14 protein-coding genes, 1 rRNA gene and 1 riboswitch are annotated in these 12,900 nt (G+C 40.2%); of the genes, 2 read left to right on the top strand and 13 right to left on the bottom strand.

Features of this window, described 5'->3' with window-relative positions; translation table 11 throughout:
* Positions 1 to 165: 165 nt before the first annotated feature.
* The gene (locus ADS77_RS04395; RefSeq protein WP_054205334.1) at positions 166 to 1,101 is read right to left on the bottom strand and encodes a mechanosensitive ion channel family protein; all 936 of its coding nucleotides are present in this window, start codon (positions 1,099 to 1,101) and stop codon (positions 166 to 168) included.
* Between the two features lie 108 nt (positions 1,102 to 1,209).
* Positions 1,210 to 1,989 carry a peroxide stress protein YaaA gene (gene yaaA / locus ADS77_RS04390; protein ID WP_054453126.1) on the bottom strand — a complete coding sequence of 260 codons (780 nt, stop codon included), beginning with the start codon at positions 1,987 to 1,989 and terminating at the stop codon, positions 1,210 to 1,212.
* Positions 1,990 to 2,240: 251 nt separating this feature from the next.
* Between yaaA and tal the strand changes: the two genes are divergently transcribed.
* Positions 2,241 to 3,191, top strand: coding sequence for a transaldolase (gene tal, locus ADS77_RS04385; RefSeq protein ID WP_054205332.1), 951 nt, complete (start codon positions 2,241 to 2,243; stop codon positions 3,189 to 3,191).
* Positions 3,192 to 3,381: 190 nt separating this feature from the next.
* The gene (locus tag ADS77_RS04380; RefSeq protein ID WP_054205331.1) at positions 3,382 to 3,570 is read left to right on the top strand and encodes a DUF3545 family protein; all 189 of its coding nucleotides are present in this window, start codon (positions 3,382 to 3,384) and stop codon (positions 3,568 to 3,570) included.
* Positions 3,571 to 3,650: 80 nt separating this feature from the next.
* Here ADS77_RS04380 and ung read toward each other — a convergent pair whose 3' ends face one another.
* The 11 genes from ung to rrf form a co-directional block, all read right to left on the bottom strand.
* Positions 3,651 to 4,313: a uracil-DNA glycosylase gene (gene ung, locus ADS77_RS04375; RefSeq protein ID WP_054453124.1), complete on the bottom strand. Its 663-nt coding sequence runs from the start codon at positions 4,311 to 4,313 to the stop codon at positions 3,651 to 3,653.
* Positions 4,310 to 5,161 (bottom strand): cobalamin-binding protein, encoded by an 852-nt coding sequence (locus tag ADS77_RS04370; protein ID WP_054205329.1) that lies wholly within the window; start codon positions 5,159 to 5,161, stop codon positions 4,310 to 4,312. Before ADS77_RS04370 ends, ung begins: the two co-directional genes overlap by 4 nt.
* Positions 5,161 to 5,760, bottom strand: a complete 600-nt coding sequence (gene cobO / locus ADS77_RS04365; RefSeq protein WP_054453123.1) for a cob(I)yrinic acid a,c-diamide adenosyltransferase — start codon at positions 5,758 to 5,760, stop codon at positions 5,161 to 5,163. The genes ADS77_RS04370 and cobO overlap by 1 nt, the downstream gene beginning before the upstream one ends.
* Complete coding sequence (locus tag ADS77_RS04360) at positions 5,744 to 7,246, bottom strand: cobyric acid synthase (RefSeq protein ID WP_054453341.1); 1,503 nt, start codon at positions 7,244 to 7,246, stop codon at positions 5,744 to 5,746. The genes cobO and ADS77_RS04360 overlap by 17 nt, the downstream gene beginning before the upstream one ends.
* Entirely contained in the window at positions 7,246 to 7,773 is a 528-nt protein-coding gene (gene cobU, locus ADS77_RS04355) for a bifunctional adenosylcobinamide kinase/adenosylcobinamide-phosphate guanylyltransferase (RefSeq protein WP_054205327.1), read from the bottom strand. The genes ADS77_RS04360 and cobU overlap by 1 nt, the downstream gene beginning before the upstream one ends.
* The gene (locus ADS77_RS04350) at positions 7,770 to 8,570 is read right to left on the bottom strand and encodes an adenosylcobinamide-GDP ribazoletransferase (RefSeq protein WP_054205326.1); all 801 of its coding nucleotides are present in this window, start codon (positions 8,568 to 8,570) and stop codon (positions 7,770 to 7,772) included. The genes cobU and ADS77_RS04350 overlap by 4 nt, the downstream gene beginning before the upstream one ends.
* Positions 8,570 to 9,634 carry a nicotinate-nucleotide--dimethylbenzimidazole phosphoribosyltransferase gene (cobT, locus tag ADS77_RS04345; protein ID WP_054453122.1) on the bottom strand — a complete coding sequence of 355 codons (1,065 nt, stop codon included), beginning with the start codon at positions 9,632 to 9,634 and terminating at the stop codon, positions 8,570 to 8,572. The genes ADS77_RS04350 and cobT overlap by 1 nt, the downstream gene beginning before the upstream one ends.
* Before the next feature lie 3 nt (positions 9,635 to 9,637).
* Complete coding sequence (locus ADS77_RS04340; RefSeq protein WP_054453121.1) at positions 9,638 to 10,633, bottom strand: FecCD family ABC transporter permease; 996 nt, start codon at positions 10,631 to 10,633, stop codon at positions 9,638 to 9,640.
* A complete protein-coding gene (locus ADS77_RS04335) occupies positions 10,620 to 11,456 on the bottom strand; it encodes an ABC transporter ATP-binding protein (protein WP_054453119.1) in 837 nt (278 codons plus the stop codon). The genes ADS77_RS04340 and ADS77_RS04335 overlap by 14 nt, the downstream gene beginning before the upstream one ends.
* Positions 11,457 to 11,534: 78 nt before the next feature.
* Positions 11,535 to 11,678: riboswitch (cobalamin riboswitch) on the bottom strand.
* Between the two features lie 30 nt (positions 11,679 to 11,708).
* A complete protein-coding gene (locus ADS77_RS04330; protein WP_054205322.1) occupies positions 11,709 to 12,323 on the bottom strand; it encodes a histidine phosphatase family protein in 615 nt (204 codons plus the stop codon).
* A 390-nt stretch (positions 12,324 to 12,713) separates the two neighbouring features.
* Positions 12,714 to 12,828 (bottom strand): 5S ribosomal RNA (gene rrf / locus ADS77_RS04325).
* Positions 12,829 to 12,900: the final 72 nt, after the last annotated feature.

Here is a 12,900-nt window from a genome sequence, read left to right as displayed (position 1 = left end):
CTTGAGGAATGAATTAAAAAATAAAGTATGGAAATGCTCGCTGATATTAGACTTTACCTACTATAAGTTATGTAAATATGGGCAGCTATTGCGTAAATAATACATAGTTAAGCGCGAGTACAACTCGCGCTTATAAGTCATTAAATAACATTAACAGTGCTTAAACTAATTAGCTTCGCGCTGCTCCATGCTATTTTTTTCCGTTCTTTTTTCACTGATCATCGCATCGAGTTTTTCGCCGCCTTTAATACCAAAATCAAGCGTACGTATTGGGAATGGAATGCTAATATCAGCGTCACTGAGCGCTTGTTTAACAGCAACAATTGCTTTGTGGCGTACCGTCATAAAATCAGCTTCGCCAGGGTATTTTATCCAAAACCAAACCAGTAAATTTACACTGCTATCGCCAAAGCCCTCGGCGTATACCGCCGTCTCTTCTTGTTTAATTACAAAATCAAACTCATTGATTTTTTTAACAATAACTTCAGCTGCCAGCTCAGGATCATCACCATATGAAATACCCACAGGCACTTCAATACGACGTACACCTAACGTACTGTAATTACGTAATACGTTACGAAAAAGGATTTTGTTAGGCACTAAATTAAGCTGACCATAGAAATTTTCGATTAATGTGTTGCGTAGATTAATTGATTTAACCGTACCAAAAACATCATCAGTTTTAATAACATCACCAGTTTTAAAGGGTTTGCGGACCCCCATAGCGATACCGGCAATGAGGTTTTCGGTCATATCTTGAAAAGCAAAACCAATGGCGAGGCCAACAATACCCGCCCCCGCAAGCAAAGAGGTAACTGTGCCTTTAAGGCCTATAAAATCAAGTGCAACAAATAAACCTACACACAACACAATCATTTTAAAAATAGATGCCATTAAATCCGCAATTTGTTTTGAGTCAAGTGTACGGCGTAATAGTTTGCGCACCATTGAACCTAAAAAGCGTGCGAGAATAGAAAAGATTATTGCAATGAGTACCGCAACTATAAAGTTAGGAATGTGGCTGATGACAATATCAAACCAGCCTCCGAGTTTTTCCTCTATAAGTTTTTCGGCATCGCTGATAGACGGTATTTTTAACATTGTTTAACCTTAAGTATTCTAAAATATACTCAGGTATTGCAAAATAAGCGCCAAAACGTAAAAGCCATGCGATGCATGGCTTTTTGTATTGAGAGTGGTGTTTAAAAATTAATTTTGTTCGTCACGCATAAATACCGGCTCAAGTGCTTTTTGAGTTGCTTCTTCGCTGTAGTAATAACCATCAACTGTAAACTGTTTAAGATCGCTTAGCTGTGTGATTTTATTTTCAATGATGTAGCGTGCCATTAAGCCACGGGCTTTTTTAGCATAAAAGCTGATAATTTTATATTGACCGTTTTTACAATCTTTAAAATGCGGGGTAATAATTTGCGCATTTAAGGTTTTTTTATCAACGGCTTTAAAATACTCGTTTGATGCTAAGTTTACTAAATACTGACTATCTTGCTCAGCAAGAACAGTATTTAATTTATCAGCAATAACACTGCCCCAAAACTCATATAAGTTTTTGCCGCGACTATTATCAAGCTTAGTGCCCATTTCAAGACGATACGCTTGCATTAAGTCCAATGGTTTTAATAGCCCATAAAGGCCTGACAAAATACGTAAATGGCTTTGTGCGTAATCAAGTTGATCTACGGTTAAGGTGTTTGCATCTAAACCGCCGTAAACATCACCATTAAAGGCCATTACTGCTTGTTTGGCGTTGTCGGTAGTAAATGGTTGAGACCACTCGCTAAAGCGCGCAGCGTTTAGGCCTGATAACTTATCGCTAATTTTCATTAAACTACCAATTTGTGCTGGCGTTAACTCACGACACACCGTCATTAACTCTTCGCTGTGCTCAAGTAACTCAGGTTGCGTGAATTTATCAGTGCTTGCTTTACTCTCGAAATCTAAATTTTTTGCAGGTGAAATAACAGTGATCATAGTTAGCTATTGACTTGGAAATTATTTAATGTCAATTTCAACATTAAATGAAACGAAAAGCACGTTTTGTTTATATCAATTAGTGAGAATTGATTGGTATGATACCTACCTTATTGGCATAGCCTATTGCGCTTTGCATCTTCGTTCTTCACTGATACGGACATAAGACCTATCAAGCACTGTCACAGTGCTGCAGTATAAGGTAGTTACAGTAGATTTTTCTTTTAACTTGCTTGGAATGAGGAAAGCAAATGACTTCAGCTCTACAAAGGCTCAAACAACATTCATCTATCGTGGCAGACACAGGCGATATTGAAGCGATCAAAAAACATCAACCGGAAGATGCAACGACTAATCCGTCTTTACTTCTTAAAGCCAGCGAGATTGAAGCGTACAAGCCGTATTTAGATAAAGCATTTAGCTATGCAAAAGAAACCGAGCAAGATGCAGACAAGCAATTAGAATTAGCGTGTGATTACTTTGCAGTATTGCTTGGTAAAGAGATCAGTGAAATTGTACCTGGTTATATCTCTACTGAAGTTGATGCGCGTTTATCATTTGATACTCAAGCAACGATTGCTAAAGCACATACCTTACTTAGTCTGTATGAAAAAGAAGGCGTGAGCAAAGATAAAATCTTAATCAAAGTTGCATCAACGTGGGAAGGTATTAAAGCTGCTGAGCAATTAGAAAAAGAAGGTACTAAGTGTAACCTAACCTTATTGTTTAGTGATGCGCAAGCGCGTGCATGTGCCGACGCTAACGTATTTTTAATATCACCATTTGTTGGCCGTATTTTAGATTGGCACGTAGCCAATGGAATGGAAAAACCAACAGATCCACTACAAGATCCTGGTGTGCAATCTGTACGCAGCATTTTTGAATTTTACAAACGCCATGATTATAAAACCGTGGTTATGGGCGCAAGTTTCCGTAACACAGGCGAAATCATCGCGTTAACGGGTTGTGACAAGCTTACAATCAGCCCTAATCTTTTAGAAGAGTTAGGTAACCTTGAGGGCGCACAAGAATATTTACTGGAAAGTGATATTGCTAAAGAGCCAAAGCCAGCACCATTAACTGAATCGCAGTTCCGTTGGTTACATAATCAAGACGCCATGGCGACTGAAAAACTAGCTGAAGGTATTCGCTCATTTGCTGATGCTCAAGAGCAACTAGAGGCACGCTTTAAAGCGATGTAATCTCTTTTTAAGTGTTATTTTTAGTTAAATATTAAACGTCGCTATTGCGGCGTTTTTTTATACCTAAAATAATCAACATTCATTAACTCGTCACTTTTTCGTAACATAAACGTCACTTTTTTATTCTATTTTAGTTTGGCCTGTGGTATAGGTATTTTCGAGGTTCAAAAAAATTCAATAGGAGAAGTTAATGGATAGCCTAGACGATATTTTAGAAATATTAGAAGGTCCTGATACAACCAGAAAGACCTCTCAGAAAAATAAAAAGCGAAAATGGCGCGAAATCGAAGCGTTAAAAGATAAGCAACGATTACGTAAAGAACTACAGGAACTAGATTTTTTTGCAGACAATATTGCGATTGATGAATTAGATTTTTAATTCTGCAACGCAGTAGCAACTAACCAGCTAAAAGGCCCTTACTGATAAAGTAAGGGCCTTTTGTTTTTTATATTCGATTTTTATACTTGCCAATTAATAGCTTTTTTACCTTGTTGTATCAATAGCTGATTGGTAGTGGAAAAGTGCTTACAACCAAAAAAACCACGATGCGCAGACAACGGTGATGGGTGCGGGCCATTTAAGACATAATGACGGTCGCTATCAATGCCCTTACCTTTTTTTTGCGCATGAGCGCCCCATAAAATAAACACCACACCTTTACAATGTTGATTAATGTGAGCAATCACCTGATCGGTAAACAGCTCCCAGCCTAAGTGTTTGTGCGAATGTGCTTGGCCTTTCTCTACCGTGAGTACGGTATTAAGTAAAAACACACCCTGCTCTGCCCAGCGTTGTAGATAGCCATGTGTTGGTATGGTAAAACCATCAATGTCTGTTGCCAGTTCTTTATAAATATTTTTTAAAGAAGGCGGAAGTTTACTGACTTCAGGCAAAACAGAAAAACATAAACCATGCGCTTGTCCTTCGCCGTGATATGGGTCTTGACCGAGTATGACCACTTTTATATCACTCAGCGGTGTTGCATCAAATGCGCTAAATATCTGCGACTGTGGCGGGTACACAGCTATGTCTTCGCTGCGCTTTGTCGCTACGACTGCAAGTGTTTCTTGCATATAAGGTTTTGCACACTCAATTTTTAAAAAGCGTTGCCAATCACTCATAAAGCCTCCTTAATTACAACACGAGAATCATCAATTTTTGTACACATATCCGTTAGACCATCAAGCATGCGGGTTGTAAAGCGGTGCAATAAATCAGCATTAACTTTAATAAACAGATTATGATTTACTGCGGGGACTTCAGGCCATTGAGACCAGTCAATCACGGCTTGTTGCTGCTGTGATTTTTCGTCAGGTAATATAATTACCTCGGGTTTAGCTACAACCACATTTTCAATACTGATCTGCGGGTAATCGGTTCGGCTATTTGCAAACACGTTACGACCTTGGCAAATTTCAATTAACTGATTGATCCAGGTATTTTTACCCACCGTCATCATCGGCTCAGGCCATAACTGATAAAATACCGCCACCTTACTTTTACCTTGATGCTGTACTTTGATAGCAGCAATTTTATGTTCAAATTCAATTGCGGCTTGCTCGGCCACGTGTTCTCGCCCGGTAAGTGCACCTAAGCGGCGCAGTTCATTAGGCACTTTATCCACTTCGCTGGCATCACTGTACGAAACCTCAATGCCAAAGCTTTTAATACGCGCTAAATCTTCGGCTTTGCTGCCTGTTTTCCACGCGAGCACTAAATCAGGTCTCAGTGCTAAAAGCTTTTCTAGCTGAATACCTTGATGGCCGCCAATACGGGGAATATCATTGGCTGCTGCTGGAAAGTCTGCATATTCTACAGTGCCTACAATTTGCTCCCCTGCGCCTATCTCATATAGGTTTTCAACGATATGTGGTGCAAGGGCGACGATTCTAAGCTGCTGCTTATTAGTTTGGGCTATCGCCTTAAAACAATTTAAAGCCACAAATAAAATAAATACTAACCTAACCATTAGTAATCAAAACCTATTTGCGCTTTTACACCGGCATCAAATGCGTGTTTAACGTTACGTACTTCACTGACGGTATCAGCTAAGTCTGTTAATTTACGATGTGCACCGCGCCCTGTAATTATTAAAGATTGCATTGGCGGACGATTAGCAATCACTTCTAACGCTTCATCTAAATCAATGTAGCCATAGGTGAGCATATAAGTAATTTCATCAAGTAATACTAAGTTAATTGATTCATCAGCCAACATACGTTTAGCTTCTTGCCAGGTTGCTTGCGCCGCTGCAGTGTCTGATTCTTTATTTTGCGTCTCCCACGTAAAACCGGTGTTCATAATGGCAAACTCAACCCCTGCACCTTGCAATATATTGCGCTCCCCGCATGGCCAAGTGCCTTTAATAAATTGGCACACTGCGGCTTTCATGCCATGGCCAACACAGCGTGTTACCGTACCAAAACCTGAGGTTGACTTACCCTTACCGTTACCAGTAATAACCTGAAAAACGCCTTTTTCTGTTTGCGCGGCAGCAATGCGCTCATCCACTTTATCTTTTACTTTTTGTTGGCGCTGTTGGTGTTTATCGTTATTTGTATCGCTCATTATTAACTCCTTCCCAGTTTTGGTAAATTTGTGTGATTTTATCTAAATCTAAATGTTCTTTACACATATCAGCTAAGCGCGTTAATTGCAGCTCGCGATGTGTGTCTATGTCTATTAACTGCGTAATGCCACTATTTGGTAAGACCCAACCGAGTATTAATTGCGTGGCTTCGCTACTATCGAACAAGCCATGTAAGTAAGTACCCGCTATACAATCATCTTTTGATATAAAGCCGTCTTGTGCAACATTATTAGGGTGTTGAGTAAATTTTAAAAAAGGCCGTTCGAGTGCTTGGCCTTGACTACTACCAGCATGAATTTCATAACCAGCCACTTTAGCCTGTTGCCCTTGCAGATTGATAATACCTGCAGCTTGCGTTAGCACCTTTTGTTGCCCTAACTCAGTAATAAACTCAGCAAGCTCTAACCCTTTGCAATGTGCTTGGCTTGATTCAACGCCTTTAGGGTCATAAATATCACTACCCAACATTTGTAAACCGCCACAAATACCGAGTAACTTGCCACCGTAACGTAAGTGGCGTTTAATTTGTTCCCCCCACCCTTCATTTTTTAAAAAGGCCAAATCACTGATCACATTTTTACTACCGGGAATGATAATTAGATCAACATCAGGGATCATTTGAGTATGACGAATGTAATTAATATCAATTTGGGTGTTTAAGCGCAGTGCATCAAAATCAGTATGATTACTAATATGCGGCAATAGCAAAACGGCTATTCTAATTTTTGCTTGGCTAACTTGGTTATCAATCGCGACCGCATCTTCAGCATCAAGGGCTAAGTCGTGCAAATACGGTAATACACCTAATACAGGTTTACTCGTATACTCTTCAAGCCAATCAAGGCCGCTTTGCAGTAATGCGATATCACCACGAAAACGGTTGATAACAAAACCCTTTACTCTTGCTTGCTCTGACTCACTTAACAGTGCCAAAGTACCTACTAAGTGTGCAAACACGCCGCCCTTGTCAATATCTGCAATTATTATTACAGGGCAATCAACCGCTTCTGCATAACCCATATTAGCTATATCACCAGCACGTAAGTTAATTTCAGCAGGGCTACCCGCGCCTTCAACAACTAATAACTCAAACTCTTCGCTTAAGCGTTGTTGCGAGGTAAGTACCGCATCCATAGCGACTTTTTTATAATCGTGGTACGCCTGTGCTTCCATGTTACTAATCGCTTTACCGTGAATAATCACTTGTGCGCCAGTATCACTGTTTGGTTTGAGTAAAATAGGGTTAAAATCAACGCGTGGCGGCACTTTAGCGGCAATTGCCTGTAGTGCCTGAGCACGCCCAATTTCGCCACCATCTTCAGTTACGGCGCTATTTAACGCCATATTTTGCGGCTTGAATGGAGCAACTTTAATACCTTGATCTACAAATACTCGACACAGTGCCGCGACTAAGGTACTTTTACCTGCATCAGAGGTTGTCCCTTGTATCATTAATGTTTTCATCATGACTGCCCTTTAAGTGTTAAGGCAAGACCTGCCATTATAAATTCAACACGCGCAGCTTTTACTGCAATCGCTTGATGCAACCAGCCAGACTCATCAACAAACTGACGACTAAGTTCGCCAAGCGGTACAATCCCATGACCAACTTCGTTACTCACAAAAATGACTTGCCCGGGTAAATTATCAAAAATATTTAGAAATGCCGTTTTTTGTTCATCCCAACAATCACTTCGACCGCTGCATAAACAGTTACTCAGCCACAAAGTTAAGCAATCAACTAAGATGCAATTATTTTTGCTACTGTGTGTTTGAAGTGTTGCAGCCAGCGTAATTGGCTCTTCAATTAATTGCCAATCTGTAGGGCGTTGTTGCTGGTGATGCTTAATACGAGTTTGCATTTCAACGTCATGTGCTTGACCTGTAGCAAGGTAAATTACAGGCTTATTACTTTGCTGTGCAAGCTGCTCTGCAAAACGGCTCTTACCGCTGCGAGCCCCACCTAAAATAAGCGTATGATTAGCGTTCATAGTACACTCACCAACGTTAAGTAAATCGCAATTTCACTTAGTTGCTGCGCTGCACCTAAACAATCACCGGTATATCCACCTAACTGGCGTTTAAACCAGCGGATTAAAATCACTCTTAAGATCAATAATACCGCAATGAGTATTAACGCGGTTTGCCATAATACAAGACTTGCAGCGATTAAACTCACCAGCAAAACTGCTGCGGTTAACAGTAAAATAGTTAAACTAGAGTTGGATAAGTGCATCGCCAGCGGTTTTACTTTTGAAGTGGCATCTTCACTAACGTAATCCATGCTTATAATTAAACTCGTTGCCACCATACGGCTTAAACATTGCCCGAGTAAAATTGCACTTAATACACCCAATAATGAGTTACCAAGGAAGAATAGGCTCTGAAATTTAATCAGCAATATTATAAACAATGCTGCTGCGCCATAAGTGCCAAGACGGCTATCTTTCATGATGGTAAGTTTTTGTTCTACCTGCCAACCGCCACCAAAACCATCCCACACATCAGCCCAACCATCCTCGTGAAAAGCGCCCGTTAACAGCAACCCTATTGCCATCATTAACAGGATGCTAATTGATAGCGGGAACAGCAACTGAAAAACGCAGTAACTAAGCGCTAATAATCCACCGAGTAACAAACCAACCAAAGCAAAATAACGACTTGCTTGGTTTAAATGCGCAGTACTCACATCAAAGCGCAATTCAACAGGTATTCGAGTTAAAAAACTGATTGCTAGTAACAGTAACTGCCATTGCGTTACTTTGTTTTCATCTAGATTAGAGTGCATTAACTAACAACCTGCTCCACGCCAGCATCAGCAAAGCTAGCCATTTTATTATAAAAACCCAGTGACGCTTGCAGTAACGGTAAACTTAACGCAGCGCCTGAGCCTTCACCTAAACGCAAATCAAGTTGCAGCAGTGGTTTAACGTTAAGTGTATCTAACATTAATCGGTGACCTTGCTCGTTTGAACAATGAGCGAATATTAAATACTCTTTAACTGTGGGGTTGATATTTATTGCAATCATAGCCGCAGCACTACAAATAAAGCCATCAACCACCACTGCCATACCCTGCTCAGCAGCTGCTAACATTGCACCTGTTATATGCACAATTTCAAACCCACCTAATGCCGCAAGCAAGGTAATTGGATCTGCAAATTGTGACTTATGTAATATAAGTGCTTGCTCTACAACTGCAATTTTTCGCTCAACAATATCATCACTTACACCTGTGCCCTTACCTACACATTGTTGTGCGGGTAATTTAAGCATCGCAGCCATAATAGCCGCGGCACTGGTTGTATTACCTATGCCCATCTCTCCAAACGCAACGGTATTACAGCCTTTAAGGCTAAGCTGTTTTACAAGTTGTTTGGCATTATCAAAACCTCGATATACCTGCTCAATTGACATCGCCATATTTGTATTAAGCGGCTGTGTAATGCTGCCTAAACGGCAATTATGCACACTTGGTGAAGCTACTGGGTGTAAAATACCGCAATCAACCACTTCTAACAGCCAGCCTAACTGTTGGCAAAATACGTTAATTGCTGCACCACCACTGACAAAATTAGTGACCATTTGTGAAGTAACATCACTGGGTGCTATTGATACACCTTGCGCTGCAACGCCATGATCGCCTGCAAAAACAAGCAAAGTAGGTTTATTAAGAACAGGGGTAAATGCTTTAAAGGCAGCTTCACTTGATACTTTTTGACTAAATATAGTAACCAATTGCGTGGCACATTGCTCTAGCTGTCCAAGTGCGCCAAGTGGTTTAGTTTTTTGATTTATTTTATCAGCGATTATGTGGCTAAATTGGTTAGCTATTCTCGGTATATTGAACATTGGTTAGCTTTCTCGCTTGCGAAAATAAAGTAATGATAAAAAGAAAATACTGCCGATCGCAGACGTGATCACCCCAATAGGTAACTCTTGATTCGTAAGTAAAATGCGCGACAACACATCAACCCAAACCATGAATATGCCGCCAGCTAAAGCTGTCATCATTAAGCCACTGGGCGTACCTTGGGAAACAAAAAAACGCACAATATGCGGGATCATCAAACCGACAAAACCAATTCCACCACACATGGCAACAAGCACAGCAGTGATCAATGAGCTCAGTATTAACATTAATAAGCGAAACCGTTGTACCGGTATACCTAATGTCACGGCACTTTCATCACCCAATAACATAGCATTGAGCTGACGACGAAAACCCATCATTATCGCTGTACAGCTTAAAATAACTAAAGCAGGTAACCAGAGCGTGGCCCACTGAGCACGAGCAAAACTACCTAGCGTCCAAAATAAAATAGCGGTTATCGCCTGAGGATCACTAAAATAAAGTAGTAAACTGGTAAATGCGCTGAATAAAAACGATAAGGCAACGCCTGCTAACAACATGGTTTCAACCTGTCCACGACTAGCCCGCCCAGCAATAAACACCAGTAATAACATCGTAAATAAACTGCCAACAAACGCAGCTGCAGACATGGAAATACCAGCGCTGATACCAGTAATTGTCATAAAACACACCACACCAAACGATGCCCCTGATGAAATACCAAATAAATATGGATCAGCCAATGGGTTACGTGTAACCGTCTGCAAAATTAACCCAGCAATCGCTAAGCCAGACCCTGCTAAAAAAGCCAATAAGGTACGTGGCATCCGTAGTTGCCAGATAATTCTTTCAATAAAGGGGTCATGCCCTTGCCCTATAAGGCTATGGTACACATCAATGAACTTACTTGGCGCAGCACCAAAGCTAAGTGCAATAAAAATGCTCGTAAAACCAAAAAATAAAGTAACGATCACAGCAGCATAATTATTTTTTTGCATTAGCACTACCCCCTTGATAGCCATAAAAGTAGGTGATTCGCGGAATTACTTTTTTTAATTGTTCACTCTGTGGATGTGCTGATACTTCAGCACAGACACCAAATACGTCACTCAGCATTTTTTCCGTGATCACTTGCTCTGGAGTACCTGTTGCAACTAATTTACCTTGTTTAATCACCAGCAACTCATCACACATGCTGGCAGCTAAATTAAGATCATGAAACGACGCTAAAACGGTCACATTAAGAGACTTTGCCAATTCCATTAGTTGAATTTGATATTTAATATCTAAATGACTAGTAGGCTCATCCATAATGAGTAGTTTGGGTCCCTGCACAATAGAACGAGCGATCAATGCTCGTTGTTTTTCGCCACCAGAAAGAGAGTCAAACGATTGTTTACAATGATGACTCAAGCCAACTTGTTCGATCGCCTGTAATATTATTTGCTTATCCGCTTTGGTTGTAGAACTAAATAAGCTTTTGTGGGGTGTAAGCCCAAGACTTACAACATCATAAAGGGATAAGTTAAATTGCGAAGGTGTTTCTTGCAGTACCACTGAAACTTGCTTTGCATATTCATCTGCACTTAATTGCCAGATGTTCTGTCCGGCAAAGGTAACCTCGCCACTGCCTGGTCTGCTATAACGATATAAACAACGCAGCAGGCTCGATTTACCCGCACCATTAGGACCCAGTAAACCAACAAATTGACCTGGTTTGATAGCAAAAGCTATATTTTGCAAAATAGTGGTATTACCCACTGACCAGCATAATTCTGTGACTTTAAGTAATGGTGGCTGAGTTACTACAGGTGATTGCAATGTATTTTTCTCTCTGGCGATAGTAAACCCAATACACTACTTACCAATAGGATGATAATAGAAGAGTTAACCCGCTCATTTAGTTCAAATTAACGTATTTTGTATCTGACTTATCACTGACGTGACTTACAGTTGCGGGTACAGTTGAGGACTCTCACCTCATTCCAAAATACATAAGACTCTATTATGGGCAGGTGAGTAAATATTTCAATTAATATCTATCTAGGCAATTAAAAACTACTAAATAGCATTCTAAAACACAATTTTTGGCCACGCTTTACCCATATTATCAATATAAATCTCAACACAAACAAATTTACCGTAGCCTACAGCAAACATATTCTGCTGATTAGATTCTTTTGGTAGCTCACATATAATGCCTAATAATTGCTTAATCACCCCCGCATGCGTAATTACTAATTGCTTATGCGTATGATTATTTACAATATTCATCAATAACCTTTGCCACCAAAGAAATACTCGCTGATAAAAGTCAGCCATATTTTCACCACAAGGCGGTGTGACTAACCAAGGGCTTTGCCAAAAATCACCAATACTAGGAGAATGCGTCAGCTCCCACAATTCATCATACTTACGGCCATCCCAATCTCCAAAATTAAACTCCCGGATATCATCAGTAAGTAAAAGAGGAATTTGATGGTTGTGAGAAAATTGTGTGGCAAATTCACTACAACGTTTTAATGTTGAACTTTGCACCAATTCAACATCAGTTAAGTATTTGCATGCTTGACTCAACTGTGAAAAACCAACATCACTTAATAAAAGATCAGTCCCTCCAGCTAATACATCTTGCTCAACAATTTCACCATGGCGTAACAAATAAATGCGACTAGTAAAAGGCGTCATAGAAGTCCCAAAAATCACGAGCTATCATTCCCATAATTTTATCAGATATCATCATGCTTAATTGGACAATTTCCTACACTGATAGAAACATCGATCTTTAAATTCACTTCTCACAAACTGTAGCTCGTGATCTATCATGAATCGTGGATATGTATAGCTCTGGGGAATATGCTACATGCCTTCAGGCTAAAGCCTGACCTACAATAAAAGACCCGCACGCTGATTGCAAAACAGTAGGTCGTGATTTATCGCGACAACCGATATATGGAGGTGTGTTGCTTTCAGATGAGCGCCTGAGCGACATTGACCACCTTGCACCTTGCTCGCTGTTTCACTTTCCTGCAGACGTAAAAAAGCCCGACTCTATGAGTCGGGCTTTCTTTATTTGGAGCCTGGCGATGACCTACTTTCACATAACAAATGCTACACTATCATCGGCGCTGTTTCGTTTCACTACTGAGTTCGGCATGGGATCAGGTGGGTCCAAAACGCTATTGTCACCAAGCAAATTTGGTATTAATTCGCTCTTTCGAACCAATTAATTAAAATTTGGAAAATGCTGATAATTGTTTTCTTA

The organism is Pseudoalteromonas porphyrae, from assembly GCF_001298125.1.
GTDB lineage: Bacteria > Pseudomonadota > Gammaproteobacteria > Enterobacterales > Alteromonadaceae > Pseudoalteromonas > Pseudoalteromonas neustonica.
The sequence above is the reverse complement of the archived record's forward strand: the minus strand, read 5'-3'. Positions and strand labels throughout refer to the sequence as shown.

Bases quoted from the DNA above. Each gene is read 5' to 3' on its own strand.
- ADS77_RS04395 (WP_054205334.1), bottom strand. From the start codon at position 1,101: ATGTTAAAAATACCGTCTATCAGCGATGCCGAAAAACTTATAGAGGAA.
- yaaA (WP_054453126.1), bottom strand. From the start codon at position 1,989: ATGATCACTGTTATTTCACCTGCAAAAAATTTAGATTTCGAGAGTAAA.
- tal (WP_054205332.1), top strand. From the start codon at position 2,241: ATGACTTCAGCTCTACAAAGGCTCAAACAACATTCATCTATCGTGGCA.
- ADS77_RS04380 (WP_054205331.1), top strand. From the start codon at position 3,382: ATGGATAGCCTAGACGATATTTTAGAAATATTAGAAGGTCCTGATACA.
- ung (WP_054453124.1), bottom strand. From the start codon at position 4,313: ATGAGTGATTGGCAACGCTTTTTAAAAATTGAGTGTGCAAAACCTTAT.
- ADS77_RS04370 (WP_054205329.1), bottom strand. From the start codon at position 5,161: ATGGTTAGGTTAGTATTTATTTTATTTGTGGCTTTAAATTGTTTTAAG.
- cobO (WP_054453123.1), bottom strand. From the start codon at position 5,760: ATGAGCGATACAAATAACGATAAACACCAACAGCGCCAACAAAAAGTA.
- ADS77_RS04360 (WP_054453341.1), bottom strand. From the start codon at position 7,246: ATGAAAACATTAATGATACAAGGGACAACCTCTGATGCAGGTAAAAGT.
- cobU (WP_054205327.1), bottom strand. From the start codon at position 7,773: ATGAACGCTAATCATACGCTTATTTTAGGTGGGGCTCGCAGCGGTAAG.
- ADS77_RS04350 (WP_054205326.1), bottom strand. From the start codon at position 8,570: ATGCACTCTAATCTAGATGAAAACAAAGTAACGCAATGGCAGTTACTG.
- cobT (WP_054453122.1), bottom strand. From the start codon at position 9,634: ATGTTCAATATACCGAGAATAGCTAACCAATTTAGCCACATAATCGCT.
- ADS77_RS04340 (WP_054453121.1), bottom strand. From the start codon at position 10,633: ATGCAAAAAAATAATTATGCTGCTGTGATCGTTACTTTATTTTTTGGT.
- ADS77_RS04330 (WP_054205322.1), bottom strand. From the start codon at position 12,323: ATGACGCCTTTTACTAGTCGCATTTATTTGTTACGCCATGGTGAAATT.